Below are 16102 nucleotides of genomic sequence, written 5' to 3'. Positions count from 1 at the left end.
ATCAAACTAGAAGCGGCCCGACGCAGAAAAGGTTGGGCAGAGGGAACGGGACGATGGGTTTCAAGATGGGGATCGTGGGTCTGCCGAATGTCGGCAAGTCGACCCTGTTCAACGCGCTGACGCGGACGGCGGCGGCGCAGGCGGCCAACTTCCCCTTCTGCACCATCGAGCCGAATGTGGGCGAGGTGGCGGTGCCGGATGCGCGGCTGGACAAGCTGGCGGCCATTGCAGGTTCCAAGCAGATCATCCCGACGCGGATGACCTTTGTCGATATCGCGGGTCTGGTGCGGGGCGCGTCCAAGGGCGAGGGGCTGGGGAACCAGTTTCTGGCCAATATCCGCGAATGCGATGCCATCGCCCATGTGCTGCGCTGTTTCGAGGACGGGGACATCACCCATGTCGAGGGGCGGATCGACCCCGTGGCCGATGCCGAGACGATCGAGACAGAGCTGATGCTGGCCGATCTGGAATCGGTGGAGCGGCGGCTGGTGAACCTTGCCAAGAAGCTGCGCGGCGGGGATCAGGAGGTGCTGGATCAGGACCGTCTGCTGCGCGCGGCGCAGGCCGCGCTGAACGAGGGCAAGCCCGCCCGCACGGTGAAGGTGGAGGCCGATGACCAGCGCCAGTGGCGGATGCTGCAGCTGCTGACGGCAAAGCCGGTGCTCTATGTCTGCAATGTCGAGGAATCGAAGGCCGCGACGGGCAATGCCCAGTCCGACCGCGTGGCCGAGATGGCGCGCGCGCAGGGGGCGGCGACGGTGGTGATCTCTGCCCGGATCGAGGAGGAGATCAGCCAGCTGGCCGAGGACGAGGCCGCGATGTTCCTGGAGGAGATGGGGCTGCACGAGGCGGGGCTCGACCGTCTGATCAAGGCGGGCTACGCGCTTTTGGGATTGCAGACCTATTTCACCGTGGGGCCCAAGGAGGCGCGGGCCTGGACGATCACCAAGGGCACGCTGGCGCCGCAGGCGGCGGGTGTGATCCACGGGGATTTCGAAAAGGGCTTCATCCGCGCCGAGACCATCGCCTATGACGACTACATCGCCGGAAACGGCGAGGCAGGCGCCAAGGAGGCGGGCAAGTTCCGCGTCGAGGGCAAGACCTACGAGGTCAAGGACGGGGACGTGCTGCATTTCCTGTTCAACGGCTGAGCCGTCCGGCGGGGGGCGTGGCGGGCCGGTTGCGGACCGCCTGCCGGAGCGGGAAAGGCCAGCTTTCCCCCTTGCCCCCATCTGCGGCCATCGCTAAACGGGTCGGCGGAGCTGTGGCCGAGTGGTCGAAGGCACACCCCTGCTAAGGGTGCAGGCGGGAAACCGTCTCGAGGGTTCGAATCCCTTCGGCTCCGCCATCCCTTTCATGTCTTTTCCTGTGACTGGCGGCGCTGGGCCTTGGGTGGCCGATTTGGGCGTCTGACCCGCGCTTGGGCGGGCGGTGCGGTTTTCCCTGGATGGCAGGCTGGGGGGTGGCGTTTTTTCCGCGTCCGGCAGGTCTGCTGCCGCGGGCGGGGCCATCCGAAAGGACATATGCGTCTTATTCGGAAAATCATCCGGACCTTACATCTTAAAATCTATTGGCCCAATGCAATTAGATTGAACGGATAATAAGTATGGAATGTGTGGATTTTAATTTCAAGTCGTCTGCAATGCTGTAACACCTTAACAGGTCTTAATGGGGCCGCGGGTTGTTTGCGGGACAGTCAATTGAGCAAGGCGCAGAAGACGAGCAAGGGCGATCGAAGCTTTTTGGGGGCGATGGTCTTTTCCATCTGCTTCATGGGGGTGCTGGCATATTCCTACACCTTTCTGGACGAGGTGATCGAGAGCGTGACGTCCTCGACGATCCGCGCGTCGACCGAATCGTCGCATGGCGACATGGTCCTCGTGGCGTCCCAATCGCTGCGGCAGGAGATCGAGACGCTCATCACCGCCTATGAGGCCGTCGATGACAATGTGGACTGGCCGCAGTTTTCCCGCGCGCCCGTCTTCATCGACTTCGACCGGAAGGTGCGTGCGCTGGTGGCGCGGACCAAGGTGGTCAAGCTGAAGCTCTATGCCGATGACAGCATCACGATCTATTCCAGCAATCCGTCGGAGATCGGCGTGGAGAAATCCGAGGTCGAGCAGGTGACCCACGCGCTGCGCGGGCGGTCGTCCAGTCAGGTGACCGTGCGCGAGACCTTCAGCAGTTTCGAGGGCGAGTTGCGGAATGTGGATATCGTGTCGTCCTACCATCCGCTTCAGGACGGCAAGGGCGAAACGATCGGGGTGGTGGAGATCTATTCGGACCGCACGACGGAATTCAGCACGATCAACGATTACGGTCAGACGCAGGTCGGAAAGTTCCTGATCGTTCTGGCACTGGCGATGGCTGTCTGGTTCGGGCAGCTGATCTTCGGGGCGCTGCGGCAGCGGCAGACGGATTAACGACTGCCATGCAGCTTTTCAGCGGTTTCAAGTTCCAGAGCTTTCTGATCGTCCTTCTGGGCGTGTCCTTCGCGTCGATCCTGTTCTTTGTGCTGAGCACGAACAACAAGGACACGATCGAACGGTCCCTGATCCAGTCGGCGCGGACCTATAGCCAGACCTTTACTGGAATCCGCAACTTCTATCTGCAGACGGTGGTGGAGCGGGTGAACGGGTCCGACGTTCTGGTCACGCATGATTTCCGCGATCACGAGCAGGCGATTCCCATTCCGGCGACGATGATGCTGGAGCTGTCCGCCTATCTGAATTCGGAAACCGAGGATATCACCTTCGCGCTGGTCAGCGACTATCCGTTTCCCTGGCGCGAGGACCGCTATCTGGCCGATTTCGACATCCGCGCGCTGGAGAACCTGCGGAGCAGCGGGGCCGAGGAATACTTCGAGATGTTCGAGGAGAACGGCCTGACCTACCTGCATTACGCAAGCCCGGTCCACATGAAGAAGGGCTGCGTCGATTGTCATAACAGCCATCCGGATTCGCCCAAGCAGGACTGGAAGGTCGGCGATATCCGCGCGGTGCAGGTGTTCGAGATTCCGGTCGACGATGCCGTGCGGCATCTGGATTTTGAAACCTCGGCCGTGGCCGCGACGATCACGCTGGTCGGGGTGACGACGATCTTCGCGCTGCTGTTCCTGAACCAGCGCGCGGCGCGGGCGCAGGTTCTTTTGCGGCGCGAGGCCTATTTCGACGTCCTGACCGGTGCCATGCGGCGGCAGCGGTTTCAGGAGCTGTACGATGTTCCCGACCGCCCGCATGACCATTATCTGGTCCTGATCGACATCGACGATTTCAAGTCGTTCAACACGAATTACGGCCATGCCGTGGGCGATCTGGTGCTGGCGACGGCGGTGTCCAACATCCTGCAGGCCATGCCCGAGGCCGAGGTGATCTGCCGTTTCGGTGGCGAGGAATTCCTGCTTCTGGTGCCGGTGGACAAGGTCGGCGGCGATGCGGAGCAGTATTTCGCACGGGCGGTGGCCTATGTCGCGAAGCAGGAAATCCGCCTGAACGAGCGCATCACGAATTGCACCATTTCGGCGGGGTACATCCTGCTGCGGCAGGCGGATGATCTGATCAAGGCGTCCGAGAAGGCGGATACCGCGCTGCGCTATGCCAAGCGGACGGGGAAGAACCGCGCCATCGAGGCCGATCAGGACCTGCTGACGCGGCTTGGCTATCTGGAAGAGAACTACAAGCTGGCCGATGTGGTGTCGGCCATCGAGCGGCAGGAATTCGCCCTGTTCTATCAGCCCATCGTCGATCTGGAGACAGGGCAGGCCATCGGATACGAGGCGCTGGTGCGCTGGTGTCAGGATGGACGCTCGCCCATCCCGCCGGCCAGCTATCTGCCGCAATATATCTCGGCCCTGCGGGATCCGGCGCTGACCGAGCCGATCCGTCGGATGGTGCGCCGGTCGCTGCCGCCGCTGCAGCCGGGGGATGACAGCAGGAAGTGCCTGTCCTTCAATTATGACCCCTATGACCTGTTGTCGGGGTTCGAGGACAACGCCCTGACGCCGGTGTTGCTGGAGCTTGTCGCGGATGGATACGACATCGCGATCGAAGTGACCGAGACCCCCTATCTGCAGGACGCCTCGCCCGAGGATGTGCGCCGCCAGTTTGCCCGTATCGCCGGCCTTGGCTTTGCCTTGCATCTGGACGATTTCGGCAAGGACGGGTCGGGCATCGAACGGCTGGCGTCGCATTCGTTCAGTGTGGTCAAGGCGGACCGCACGCTGATTGCGGAACTGGAGACGTCGGAACGCAAGCGGCAGATGATGGCGCTGCTGGTGGAACTGACGGGGTCGGTGGGCGCGCGGCTTGTCGTCGAAGGGGTCGAGAGCGAGAACGAGCGTGCGATCCTGCTGGGGCTGGGGGTCAAATACGCGCAAGGCTATCTGTTCGGCCGTCCGAAGCCGCTGTCGGAACTTTGACCGAAGGCGGGCTGCGGAACCGGCGTGCGGGCCAAGGGGGCCTGTTGCCCCGCGCCCCGATCCGCGCCCCGATCCGCACCGTGAACGGCTTGACAGCGCGAGGGGCCTTTGACTAGGTGGAGGGGATGGTTCCCGAAGTGAAGGGATCAAAAGGGAATACGGTGAGGATTACCCATCAGGGGCCGAATCCGTAGCTGCCCCCGCAACTGTGAGCGGCGAGCCCCCGATCAGGTGCCACTGGCTGACCGCACTTCCACGCGGGGCAAGGCCGGGAAGGCGACCGGGGTGCAGCGACCCGCGAGTCAGGAGACCTGCCATCGCTCTTGTGCTGCAAGCCGTCCGGGGCGGGGTGTCCTTGGTCTTTTCGATAGCAGCGCGTTCGTTGTGGAAGGATCATCATGCATATCATGGAAGGGTTCCTGCCCGCGTCCCATGCCATAGGCTGGTACGCCGTGTCGGCCCCGTTCGTCGTGGCGGGGGCGGTGCGCCTGCGCTCTGTGCTGCGCGACAAGCCCGAGGCGCGGATGACGCTGGCGGCGGCGGGGGCGTTTGCCTTTGTGCTGTCGGCGCTGAAGATCCCGTCGGTGACGGGGTCCTGTTCGCATCCGACGGGTACGGGGCTGGGGGCGATCGTGTTCGGGCCTGCGGTGATGTCGGTGCTGGGGGTGATCGTGCTGCTGTTCCAGGCGGTGCTGATGGCGCATGGCGGGCTGACGACGCTGGGGGCCAATGCCTTTGCCATGGCGATCGTGGGCCCGTGGGTGGCCTGGGGTGTGTGGAAACTGGCGGGGCGGATGGGGCTGCGCTTTGCCGTGGCGGTGTTTCTGGCGGCGTCGCTGGGCAATCTGGCGACCTATATCTGCACCACGCTGCAACTGGCGTTGGCCTATCCCGATCCGGTGTCGGGATTCATGGGGGCCGCGATGAAGTTCGGCAGCATCTTCGCGCTGACGCAGGTGCCGCTGGCGGTGGCCGAGGGGCTGTTGACCGTGGTGGTGATCGAGGCGCTGTCCGGCAAGACGCGGGACAGCGACCGGATTGCCGCGCTGGCAGGGGAGGCGCGGTGATGTCGCGCCGGTCTGTCTGGATGCTGTTGGGCGTGGCGCTGATCATCATCGTGCCGCTGGTCATGGGGGGCGAGTTCGGGGGCGCCGATGCCGAGGTGGCCGCGCTGATCGAGGCGCGCGAGGGGTTTGCGCCGTGGTTCACCCCGATCTGGGAGCCGCCGAGCGGCGAGGTGGCGAGCCTGATGTTCGCCTTGCAGGCCGCGCTGGGGGCGCTGGTGATCGGCTATGTGGTGGGCCGGAGGCATGGGCGGCGCGAGGGGCTGCGCGGCAAGGACGGCACGACGCCGCCAACGGTCTGAGATGTCGGTCGGAACGATAGACCGGGCGGCCGGCCTGAACCGCTGGCGGCACCGTGCCTTGGCTGAAAAGCTGTTGATCGGGTTGGGCTTTCTGGTTCTGGCGGTGGGCTTGCCGCCGTGGCCCGGGGCGGCGTTGGTGGCGGTGGCCATGCTGGGGTTCACCTTTGCCGGTGCGCGGGTGCCGGTGCGGCTGTGGCTGGCGGCGGTTGCGCTGCCGCTGGGGTTTCTGGCGACGGGGTCGGTGATGCTGCTGGTGCAGGTGGGGCCGGAGGGGCCCGCGCTGGCGCAGGACGGCGTGGCGGCGGCGGCGCAGGTGTGCCTGCGGGCGATGGCGGCGACCTTCTGTCTGATGTTTCTGGCCTTTACGACGCCTGCGGCGGAACTGATTGGCGGGTTGCGCCGGTTGCGGGTGCCGGCCGAGATCGTGGAACTGGCGCTGCTGACCTATCGCTTCGTCTTCCTGCTGGCGGATGAGGCGGTCGCGATGACGGCGGCACAGCGGGCGCGGCTGGGTCATTCGACGCGGCGGCGCTGGCTGCGGTCGAGCGGCATGGTGATCGCCAATCTGCTGCCGCGTGCGATGGCGCGGGCGCGGCGGATGGAAACGGGGCTGGCCGCGCGGGGCTGGCAGGGCGGGATGCGGGTGCTGACACAGCGCCGTCCGGTGTCGGTCGGGATGGTCGTGCTGGTGCTGGTCCTGCAGGTGGCGGTCGGGGTGGCGGCAACATGGGGATGAGTGCCATCCTGTCGGTCGAGGGCCTGCGCTATGCCTATCCGGGCGAGGTGCCCGCGCTTTGCGGATTGTCGCTGGAGGTGACGGCGGGGCGCAAGCTGGCGATTCTGGGGCCGAACGGGGCGGGCAAGTCCACCTTGCTGCTGCATCTGAACGGGTCGCTGCGGCCCGATGCGGGGCGTGTCACGCTGGCGGGGCAAGCGGCGGATTATTCGCGGCGCGGGTTGAACGGCTGGCGCAGCCGCGTCGCGCTGGTGTTGCAGGAACCGGACGACCAGATCTTCGCGGCGACGGTGGCCGAGGATGTGTCCTTCGGCCCGCTCAATCAGGGACTGTCCGAGGCCGAGGCGGCGTTACGGGTGCAGGGGGCGCTGGCGGCTCTGGGGATCGCGGGGCTGGCGGACCGGCCGACGCATATGCTGTCGGGCGGGCAGAAGAAGCGGGTGGCGATCGCGGGGGCGGTGGCGATGCAGCCCGAGGTGCTGCTTCTGGACGAGCCGACGGCGGGCTTGGACCGCGAGGGGGCGGAGCAGCTGGTCACGGTGCTGCGCGATCTGGGGCGGCGGGGGATGACGCTGGTCTTTTCCACGCATGACATCGAACTGGCGCTGGCGCTGGCCGATGACGTGGCGCTGTTCACGGGCGGGACGGTGCTGGCGCAGGGCGGGGCGGGGGCGCTGCTGTCCGATCCGGCCTTGCTGGCGCGGGCGGGGCTGCGGCCGCCGGTGCTGCTGGAGCTGTGGCTGGCGGCGCGGGCGCGGGGGATGTGCCCGCCGGATGCGCCGATGCCGCGCAGTGTCGAGGATCTGGTGGGGCTGCTGGCAAGGGCGGCGTCACCCGCGCAGGCGGGATGATGCGGGCGGCAGTGGCGCGCGGTTGCCCGGGGGGGCGGTTCCGCGCTATGCCTGCCGCGTCTGGTGCCGCGCGCAGGCGTGGAGAATCGGGAATGCGGTGGAAATCCGCAACGTGCCCAACGCTGTGAGGTGGACGGGCCCGCAGATGCCACTGGCCGCAGGGCCGGGAAGGCGCGGGTCCGGTGGAAGCCCTAGTCAGAAGACCGGCCAGACGGAACAGGGGCGCCGAAGGCCGGCGGTTGCCCCGTTTCGCCAAGGGGAATGCCCATGTCCGAGCCTGTCTTTCCGTCTGATTCCGCCGTGTCGCCCGTTCCCGCCGGTCCCTTTGCCGAGGCCGAGCGGGCGGCGGTCTATCGTGCCATTCACACGCGGCGCGATGTGCGCGGCCAGTTCACGGACCGGCCGGTCGGTGACGATGTGTTGCGCCGTCTGCTGGAGGCCGCGCATCACGCGCCGTCGGTCGGGCTGTCGCAGCCGTGGAATTTCATCGTGATCCGGTCCGAGGCGGTGAAGGCGCGCGCGCAGGCGGCCTTTGCCCGCGCCAATGACGAGGCACGCGCGAAGTTTCCCGAAAGCCGCCGCCCGCTTTATTCCGCGCTGAAGCTGGAGGGGATCGGGCAGGCGCCGGTCAGCCTGTGCGTGACCTGCGATCACAGCCGCGGGGGGCCGGTCGTGCTGGGCCGGACGCACCAGCCGGAGATGGACCTGTTCTCGACGGTCTGTGCGGTGCAGAACCTGTGGCTGGCCGCGCGGGCCGAGGGGATCGGGGTGGGCTGGGTCAGCATTTTCCGCAAGGAGGACCTGCGCGCGATGCTGGGACTGCCGGACCATGTCAGCCCCGTGGCGTGGCTGTGTCTGGGCCATGTCGACGCGCTTTATCCCGAGCCGGAATTGCAGGCGCGGGGATGGGCCAGCCGCCTGCCGCTGGAGGAGCTGGTATTCCACGAGGGGTGGGGGATGCGCGACGGGGTGGCCTGCCCCTAGCGCGCGGTGGCAAGGAGCGCCGGCACGTCGAGATGGGACTCGAGATGGTCTGCGAGGGCGTCGAGCGTGGCGTCGACCGTCGCCGCGTGATTGCGAGGGGCGGCGGCGATGCCGAGGCGGGCAAGGAAGGCCGCGCGGAAGGCGTCGGACTGGAACAGGCCGTGCAGGTAGCTGCCGGTGACGCGGCCATCGGCGCTGATGGCGCCTTCGGGGCGGCCTTCGACGGTGGCGAAGGGGCGGGCGCAGTCGGGGCCGTCGCTGCGGCCGATGTGAATTTCGTAGCCGTCGACGGCAAGGCCGGTGGCGGCATGGGTGGCCGAGACGCGCGTCAGCCGCTTGTCGGGGGTCATGACGGTGTCGATGTCGAGCAGGCCGAGACCGGGGGTGCTGCCGGCCGGTCCCTCGATCCCGTCAGGGTCCGAGACGGCGCGGCCGAGCATCTGGTAGCCGCCGCAGATGCCAAGCACATGGCCGCCGCGGCGCAGGTGGGCGGCGATGTCGATGTCCCAGCCCTGCGCGCGCAGGAAGGCCAGATCGCCACGGGTGGATTTCGAGCCGGGCAGGATCACCAGCCGCGCTTCGGCGGGGACGGGCTGGCCCGCGCGGACCATGACGAGGTTGACGGAGGGTTCCGCCGCGAGCGGGTCGAGGTCGTCGAAATTGGCGATGCGCGAGAAGGTGAGGCAGGCGATGGTGACGCCGTCGCCGCGCGGGGCGGAGTCGATGTCGAGCGCGTCCTCGGCGGGCAGGAGATGGGCCTGCGGGAACCACGGCAGGACGCCGAAGCCGCGCCAGCCGGTGCGGGTTTCGATCAGGCGGTAGCCGTCGTCGAAAAGGCGCGGGTCGCCGCGGAACTTGTTGATGAGGAAGCCCGCGACGGTGGCGGCATCTTCGGGGTCGATGACGGCCTGGGTGCCGACGACCTGTGCGATGACGCCGCCGCGGTCGATGTCGCCTGCAAGGATGACGGGAACGCCTGCCGCGCGGGCAAAGCCCATGTTGGCGATGTCGCCCGCGCGCAGGTTCACTTCGGCGGGGCTGCCCGCGCCTTCGACGATCACGAGGTCATGGGCGGCGCGCAGGCGGTCGAAGCTTTGCAGGACGGGGGCCATGAGCTGCGGTTTCAGCGCGGCATATTCGCGGGCGCGGACGGTGGTCAGGCGGCGGCCCTGCACGATGACCTGCGAGCCGGTTTCGGATTCGGGTTTCAGCAGGACGGGGTTCATGTCGGTGACGGGGTCAAGGCCCGAGGCCAGCGCCTGCAGCGCCTGTGCGCGCCCGATCTCGCCCCCGTCGACGGTGACGGCGGCGTTGTTGGACATGTTCTGCGGCTTGAACGGGGCGACGGACAGCCCGCGGCGGCGGGCGGCGCGGCAGAGACCGGCGACGAGTATGGACTTGCCCACGTTCGAGCCGCAGCCCTGGATCATCAGCGCCTTGCCCGCTGTGCGGCCCGCTGCGCGGTCGGGCATCAGAATTCGACCCCCGGCTGGCCCTTGATGCCCGAGCGGAAGGGGTGTTTGACCAGCGTCATCTCGGTCACCAGATCGGCGGCTTCGATCAGCGCCTCCTTGGCGTTGCGGCCGGTGAGGCAGACATGGGTGAGCGGGGGCTTCTCGTCGCGCAGGAAGGCCAGCACCTCGTCGAGGTCGAGGTAGTCGTAGCGCAGCGCGATGTTGATCTCGTCCAGCAGGACGAAGCGGATGGCGGGGTCGCGGATCAGCTCCTTGGCCTTTTCCCATCCGGCGCGGGCGGCGGCGATGTCGCGCGCCTTGTCCTGCGTTTCCCAGGTGAAGCCCTCGCCCATGGCGTGGAACTGGCACAGGGTGCTGAAGTTGCCCTCGATCAGGCGGCGTTCGCCGGTGTCCCATGCGCCCTTGATGAACTGCACCACGGCGCAGGGCATCCCGTGGGCGATGCAGCGCAGAATCATGCCGAAGCCGGAGGAGGATTTGCCCTTGCCCGCGCCGGTATGGACGATGACCAGACCCTTCTCGCCGGACTTGCCCGCCATGATCTTGTCGCGGGCGGCCTTCTTCTTGGCCATCTTGGCGCTGTGGCGGGCCAGATCGTCGGTTTCCGTCGTGGAGGGAATGTCGCTGTTATGGGTCATTGGGGCGTTTCCTTTTCCTTGACAGCACCGCTTCTGTGGCACAGGAGGGGGCATAGGCGCTGGTGCCTGTCTTAGGGCAGGCCAAGAGGGAATGCGACAGGATTTGCGACGTGTCACGTCGCCTGGCCGAAGCGCAGCCGCCCCCGCGACCGTGACCGGAAAGGTCTGTCCGATGCCACTGGCCGCAAGGCCGGGAAGGCGGGCAGGGCGCCGGGGTCCGGCCAATGCCGTGCCCCGATATCCGCAAGCCGGGAGACCTGCCAGGGCCTGGACTGAATCGCGCGGACGGGGTGTGCCGCGACCTTCGGATTGGCCTTGTGCGGCCGGACCGTCGGCTTCCCGTCTGCCTTATGGAGAGGGGACATGGCGACCGTCCTGCATGTCTGCACCACCTGCCGCGCCGGACAGCCGGTGCCCGAGGGCGAGACCTGCCCCGGGCAGCGCCTGCATACCGCCTTACTGGGTGCGGGTGCGCCAGAGGGTGTGACCATCCGTGCGGCAGAATGCCTGTCTGCCTGCGACCACGGCTGCAACATCGCGCTGACCAAGCCCGGCGCGTGGTCCTATGTCTATGGACGCCTGAACGAGGCGGATGTTCCCGAAATCCTGCGCGGCGCGGGGCTTTATGCCGCCTCTGCCGACGGGATCGTGCCGTGGCGCGAGCGTCCCGTGATCTTCCGCAAGCAGAGCCTTGCCCGCATTCCCCCGATGGAGCCCTGAGCCATGACCGACCTGACCAAGATCCCCGTCACCGTGATCACCGGCTTTCTGGGGGCGGGCAAGACGACGCTGATCCGCCACCTGATGCAGAACCCGCAGGGCAAGCGGCTGGCGATCCTTGTCAACGAGTTCGGGACGGTGGGGGTGGATGGCGACATCCTGAAATCCTGCGCGGACGAGAATTGTCCGGTGGAGAACATCGTGGAACTGGCCAATGGCTGCATCTGCTGCACCGTGGCCGACGATTTCATCCCGACGATCGAGGCCCTGATGGCGATGCCGCAGCGGCCTGACCATATCCTGATCGAGACATCGGGGCTGGCGCTGCCCAAGCCGCTGCTCAAGGCGTTCGACTGGCCGGCGATCCGGTCGCGGATCACGGTGGACGGCGTGGTGGCGCTGGCCGATGCCGAGGCGGTGGCGGCGGGGCGGTTCGCGCCGGATGTCGCGGCGGTGGACGCGCAGCGCGCGGCGGACGAGGGGCTGGATCACGAGACCCCGCTGAGCGAGGTGTTCGAGGACCAGATTGCCTGTGCGGATATCGTCCTGCTGACCAAAGCCGATCTGGCGGGCGAGGCAGGTGTCGCCGCCGCCCGCGCGGTGGTCGAGGCCGAGGCGCCGCGCAAGCTGCCGATCCTGGCCGTGACCGACGGGACCATCGACCCGCGCGTTGTGCTGGGGCTGAATGCGGCGGCCGAGGATGATCTGGCCGCGCGGCCCAGCCACCATGACGGGCATGACGACCACGAGCATGACGATTTCGACAGCGTGGTGATCGACCTGCCCGAGGTGTCCGATCCCGCCGATCTGGCTGCGCGGGTGCAGCGTCTGGCGCGCGAGTTGAACATCCTGCGGGTGAAGGGGCATGTCGCGGTGGCGGGCAAGCCGATGCGCCTGCTGGTGCAGGCCGTGGGCGAGCGGGTGCGCCACCAGTTCGACCGCCCTTGGGGCGATGCCCCGCGCCAGTCGCGCCTTGTGGTGATCGCCGAGCATCACGACATCGACGAAGCCGCGATCCGCGCCGTATTGGGGGCGTAAGGCAGGGACATGCACGTCGTCTTCCGCGACAGCCGGGGTCTTGATGCAGCAGAGGCGCCGTTCGATCCGGAACAGGATCCGGCCGAGCTGATCGTCCTGTCCTTTTCGGACAGCGACCTTGGCGCCTTCGCGGCGGGCTGGCATCGGGCCAAGGGCGGGCTGCCGTCGTTGCGGTTGCAGAACATCGTCGCGCTGAAGCATCCGGTGTCGGTGGACAGCTATGTGGAGCGGACGCTGTCGGGGGCGAAGGCCATCCTGATCCGGCTGATCGGGGGCGAGGCCTATTGGCCCTATGGCATCGCGTCGATACAGGACTTGGCGCGGCGCAGGGGGATCGCTCTGGCGGTGCTGCCTGCCGACGGGCGGCCCGATCCGGCGCTGGATGCGGCCTCGACCCTGCCCGTGTCGACGCTGCGGCGGTTGCAGGAGTTGTGCGATACGGGGGGTGCTGTGGCGGCGCAGGCGGCGCTGGCGCAGCTTTGCCTTGCGGCGGGGCTTTATGCGGGGCCGGTGCCGGGGGACAAGCGGTTGCCGGATATGGGGTTCTATGATCCCGATCTGGGCGTGGTGCCGTCGCTGCCCGAGGGGCCCTATGTGCTGGTCAGTTTCTACCGCAGCTATCTGACGGCGGCGGATACGGCGCCGGTGGATGCGCTGATCCGAGCCTTCCGTGCCGAAGGGATTGCCGCGGCGGGGGTCTTTGCGCCGTCGCTGAAGGCGGCGGGGCTGGCGGAATGGCTGGGGCGCGCGATGGCGGCGCGCCCGCCGGTCGCGATCGTGAACGCGACGGCCTTTTCCGCGCGGGGCGATGACGGGACGACGCCCTTTGACGGGGTGGACTGTCCGGTCTTTCAGGTGGCACTGTCGACGGCACGGCGGCGCGACTGGGACGAGTCGGACCGCGGGCTGTCGCCGGCCGATCTGGCGATGCATGTGGTCCTGCCCGAGGTGGACGGGCGGCTGTTCGCGGGGCTGGTGTCCTTCAAGTCGCCCGGCAAGCGTGATCCGGACCTGCAATTCGCCCGCTTTGGCCATCGGGCGGATGCGGGGCGGGTGGCGGCGGTCGTCGCGCGGGTGAAGGGCTGGATGCGGCTGGCCGGTGCCGCGGTGGCGGAACGGCAGGTGGCGGTGGTGCTGTCGACCTATCCGGGACGGGCGCACCAGATGGCCCATGCGGTGGGCATGGATGCGCTGGCCTCGACCGAGGCGTTGCTGGCCGATCTGGCGGCAGAGGGGTATGACACCGCGCCTGCCGCGCCTCTGGCGCAGGTGCTGGGGCAGGAGGTGCTGGACTGGCCGCTGGCCGCCTATCGCGCGGCGCTGGCCACGCTGCCCGACGCGCTGCAGGAGGCGCTGGCGGCGGCATGGGGTGCGCCCGAGGCGGATGCGGCCTGTGCGGGGGGCGTCTTCCGCTTTGCCGCCGTGCGGCGGGGCAAGGTGCTGGTCGCGCTGCAACCCGAGCGGGGCGAGGTCGCGCTGCGGGACGGGGAATATCATGATCTGGCGCGGGTGCCGCGGCACGGCTATGTGGCCTTCTATCTGTGGCTGCGGTCGCAGGGTTTGCATGCGCTGGTGCATATGGGGGCGCATGGCACGCTGGAATGGCTGCCGGGGAAGTCGGTCGCGCTGTCGGCGGCCTGCTGGCCCGAGGCGCTGGCGGGCGATTTGCCGGTGATCTATCCCTTCATCGTCAATGACCCCGGCGAGGCGGCGCAGGCCAAGCGGCGCATCGGGGCGCTGACGCTGGGCCATCTGCCGCCGCCTCTGGTGCGGGCGAGCCTGCCCGAGGGGATGCACCGGCTGGAGCGGTTGCTGGACGAATATTCCACCGCCGACGGGCTGGACCCTGCGCGGCGGGACCGGCTGATCGCGGATATCCGCGCCGAGGCGCAGGCGTCGGGGGTCGAGGGCGATCTGGGGATTCCGGCGGGGGCGAGCGCGGCCGAGGCGATCACGCGGATCGACCGCTTTGTCTGCGATATCAAGGAAAGCCAGTATGGCGACGGGCTGCATGTGCTGGGGCGCGGCGATTGCGGCGCGGCCGAGCGGGATGGCCTGCTGCGCGCGCTGGCGGGGCGGCGGGTGGCGGCGGGGCCGTCGGGAAGCCCTGCGCGGGGGCGGGTGGATGTGCTGCCCACGGGGCGGAACCTGTTTGCGGTCGATCCGCGCGCGGTGCCCAGCCGTGCCGCCCATGCACAGGGCGTGAAGCTGGCCGAGGAATTGCTGCGAAAGCATCTGCAGGACCATGGCGACTGGCCGCGCGGGCTGGTCGTGGATCTGTGGGGCAGTGCCACGATGCGGACGGCGGGCGAGGAATTCGCGATGGCGCTGCATCTGGCGGGGCTGGCGCCGGTCTGGGATGCGGGGTCGAGCCGCGTGTCGGGGGTGGAGGTGGTGCCGCTGGCGCTGCTGGGGCGGCCGCGTATCGACGTGACGCTGCGGGTGTCGGGACTGTTCCGCGATGTCTTTCCCGGTCTGGCTGTGTTGTTCGAGACGGGTGTGGCGATGCTGGCCGAGCGGGACGAGGCCATGTCGGACAATCCCTATGGCGAACGGGCGGCTCGGGTCTACGGGCCGAAGCCCGGGCAGTACGGGCTGGGCATGGGCGTGGCGATGGACGAGTTCACCCCCGAGGCGCGGGCGGCGGCGGGCGAGGCGTGGATCACCGCGTCGAGCTGGGCCATCGGGGCGGACGGGCAGTCGCGCGACGACCGCGCGGGGCTGGAGGCGCGGCTGCGCGGGGCGGACAGTTTCGTGCACGCGCAGGACCTGCCCGAGTCGGACCTGCTGCTGGCGGCGGATTATGCCGCGCATGAGGCGGGGTTTGCCGCGGCGCTGGCGCGGCTGGGGGCGGCGAAGCCCGCGCTTTACCATCTGGACGCGACGCAGGCCGACCGGCCGCGCGCGCGCAGCCTGACCGAGGAGATCGCGCGCGTGGTGCGGTCCCGCGCCGTCGATCCGAAATGGGCGGATGGCATGATGCGCCACGGGTTCCGTGGCGCGGCCGAGATCGCGGCGACGGCGGATCACATGGCGGCCTTCGCCCATCTGGCGGGGGTGGTGCCGCCGCATCTGTTTGACCTGTATCACGAGGCGACGCTGGGCCGCGACGATGTGGTGGATTTCATGTCGCGCGAAAATCCGGCAGCCCTGTCGGCGCTGCGCGACCTGTTCCGGCGTCTGGCCGAGGCGGGGCTGTGGGTGACGCGGCGCAATTCGATTGCCGCGTCGCTGGGCGCGGCGGCGGGAGAGCTGGCATGACGGGGGCGGCGGCCTTTCAGGTGCAGGGGTGGTGTCCCGGCGCGCTGCGGCCGATGATGTCGGGCGACGGGCTGGTGGTGCGGGTGCGCCCGCCGCTGGGACGGCTGACGCAGGCGCAGGCGGCGGGGATCGCGGCGGCGGCGGCGCGGCACGGCAACGGGCTGGTCGATCTGTCGGCGCGCGGGAACGTGCAGTTGCGCGGGGTGACGGAGGCCTCGCACGGGGCGCTGATCGCGGAGCTGCGGGCGCTGGACCTGATCGATGCCGATGCGGCGGACGAGGCGCGGCGCAACATCCTTGTCACGCCCTTTGCCGATGCGGGAACGGATGCGCTGGCGGCCCGTCTGGGTGCGGCGCTGGCAGAGATGCCGCCGCTGCCCGGCAAGTTCGGGTTCGTGGTGGATACGGGCCCCGCGCCCGTCTTTGCGGGGATCGCGGGGGATATCCGGCTGGAGCGCGCGGGCGATGGCGGGCTGGTGCTGCGCTGCGACGGTCTGGCGCTGGGCGCGGCGGTGGCCGAGGCAGAGGCACCGGACGCCGCCGTGGCGCTGGCGCGGTGGTTCGTCGCCGCGGGCGGGGTGACGGGCGGGCGGGGCCGCATGGCGGCGCTGGTGGG

The 16102-nt window shown here is 68.5% G+C and carries 13 protein-coding genes, 1 tRNA gene, 1 pseudogene and 3 riboswitches; of the genes and pseudogenes, 13 read left to right on the top strand and 2 right to left on the bottom strand.

Features of this window, described 5'->3' with window-relative positions; genetic code table 11:
• The first annotated feature begins 53 nt into the window (after nt 1-53).
• From ychF to bluB, 9 genes are all read left to right on the top strand, one after another.
• Nucleotides 54-1151, top strand: coding sequence for a redox-regulated ATPase YchF (gene ychF, locus GU927_RS18440; protein WP_161763874.1), 1098 nt, complete (start codon nt 54-56; stop codon nt 1149-1151).
• 107 nt (nt 1152-1258) lie between these two features.
• Nucleotides 1259-1348: transfer RNA gene (locus GU927_RS18435), tRNA-Ser, on the top strand.
• Nucleotides 1349-1700: 352 nt separating this feature from the next.
• The gene (locus GU927_RS18430; RefSeq protein WP_161763873.1) at nt 1701-2423 is read left to right on the top strand and encodes a hypothetical protein; all 723 of its coding nucleotides are present in this window, start codon (nt 1701-1703) and stop codon (nt 2421-2423) included.
• Between the two features lie 8 nt (nt 2424-2431).
• Nucleotides 2432-4417: an EAL domain-containing protein gene (locus GU927_RS18425; RefSeq protein ID WP_161763872.1), complete on the top strand. Its 1986-nt coding sequence runs from the start codon at nt 2432-2434 to the stop codon at nt 4415-4417.
• A 109-nt stretch (nt 4418-4526) separates the two neighbouring features.
• Nucleotides 4527-4750: riboswitch (cobalamin riboswitch) on the top strand.
• 65 nt (nt 4751-4815) lie between these two features.
• Nucleotides 4816-5484, top strand: a complete 669-nt coding sequence (locus GU927_RS18420; protein ID WP_161763871.1) for an energy-coupling factor ABC transporter permease — start codon at nt 4816-4818, stop codon at nt 5482-5484.
• Nucleotides 5484-5783, top strand: coding sequence for an energy-coupling factor ABC transporter substrate-binding protein (locus tag GU927_RS18415; RefSeq protein ID WP_161763870.1), 300 nt, complete (start codon nt 5484-5486; stop codon nt 5781-5783). The genes GU927_RS18420 and GU927_RS18415 overlap by 1 nt, the downstream gene beginning before the upstream one ends.
• 1 nt (nt 5784) lies before the next feature.
• A complete protein-coding gene (gene cbiQ, locus GU927_RS18410) occupies nt 5785-6519 on the top strand; it encodes a cobalt ECF transporter T component CbiQ (protein ID WP_161763869.1) in 735 nt (244 codons plus the stop codon).
• Complete coding sequence (locus tag GU927_RS20555; RefSeq protein WP_161763868.1) at nt 6516-7370, top strand: energy-coupling factor ABC transporter ATP-binding protein; 855 nt, start codon at nt 6516-6518, stop codon at nt 7368-7370. The genes cbiQ and GU927_RS20555 overlap by 4 nt, the downstream gene beginning before the upstream one ends.
• Nucleotides 7371-7414: 44 nt before the next feature.
• Nucleotides 7415-7596, top strand: a riboswitch (cobalamin riboswitch).
• 41 nt (nt 7597-7637) lie between these two features.
• Entirely contained in the window at nt 7638-8354 is a 717-nt protein-coding gene (gene bluB / locus GU927_RS18400; protein ID WP_161763867.1) for a 5,6-dimethylbenzimidazole synthase, read from the top strand.
• Here the strand turns inward: bluB and GU927_RS18395 are convergent.
• Nucleotides 8351-9826, bottom strand: coding sequence for a cobyric acid synthase (locus GU927_RS18395; protein WP_161763866.1), 1476 nt, complete (start codon nt 9824-9826; stop codon nt 8351-8353). The genes bluB and GU927_RS18395 overlap by 4 nt on opposite strands.
• A complete protein-coding gene (gene cobO, locus GU927_RS18390) occupies nt 9826-10467 on the bottom strand; it encodes a cob(I)yrinic acid a,c-diamide adenosyltransferase (RefSeq protein ID WP_161763865.1) in 642 nt (213 codons plus the stop codon). Before cobO ends, GU927_RS18395 begins: the two co-directional genes overlap by 1 nt.
• Nucleotides 10468-10510: 43 nt before the next feature.
• A riboswitch (cobalamin riboswitch) is annotated at nt 10511-10746 on the top strand.
• 84 nt (nt 10747-10830) lie between these two features.
• On the opposite strand from cobO, the gene GU927_RS18385 reads away from it, so the two are divergent.
• The 4 genes and pseudogenes from GU927_RS18385 to GU927_RS18370 form a co-directional block, all read left to right on the top strand.
• Entirely contained in the window at nt 10831-11187 is a 357-nt protein-coding gene (locus tag GU927_RS18385) for a DUF1636 family protein (RefSeq protein ID WP_161763864.1), read from the top strand.
• A 3-nt stretch (nt 11188-11190) separates the two neighbouring features.
• Complete coding sequence (gene cobW, locus GU927_RS18380) at nt 11191-12225, top strand: cobalamin biosynthesis protein CobW (protein WP_161763863.1); 1035 nt, start codon at nt 11191-11193, stop codon at nt 12223-12225.
• A gap of 9 nt (nt 12226-12234) precedes the next feature.
• Entirely contained in the window at nt 12235-15486 is a 3252-nt protein-coding gene (cobN, locus tag GU927_RS18375; protein ID WP_161763862.1) for a cobaltochelatase subunit CobN, read from the top strand.
• Nucleotides 15483-16102, top strand: a pseudogene (locus GU927_RS18370) (precorrin-3B synthase); the annotation flags it as partial. The gene cobN and the pseudogene GU927_RS18370, both read left to right, overlap by 4 nt.

This window comes from Paragemmobacter amnigenus (assembly GCF_009908265.2).
Lineage (GTDB): Bacteria > Pseudomonadota > Alphaproteobacteria > Rhodobacterales > Rhodobacteraceae > Paragemmobacter > Paragemmobacter amnigenus.
This window is presented reverse-complemented; position numbering and strand designations above follow the sequence as displayed.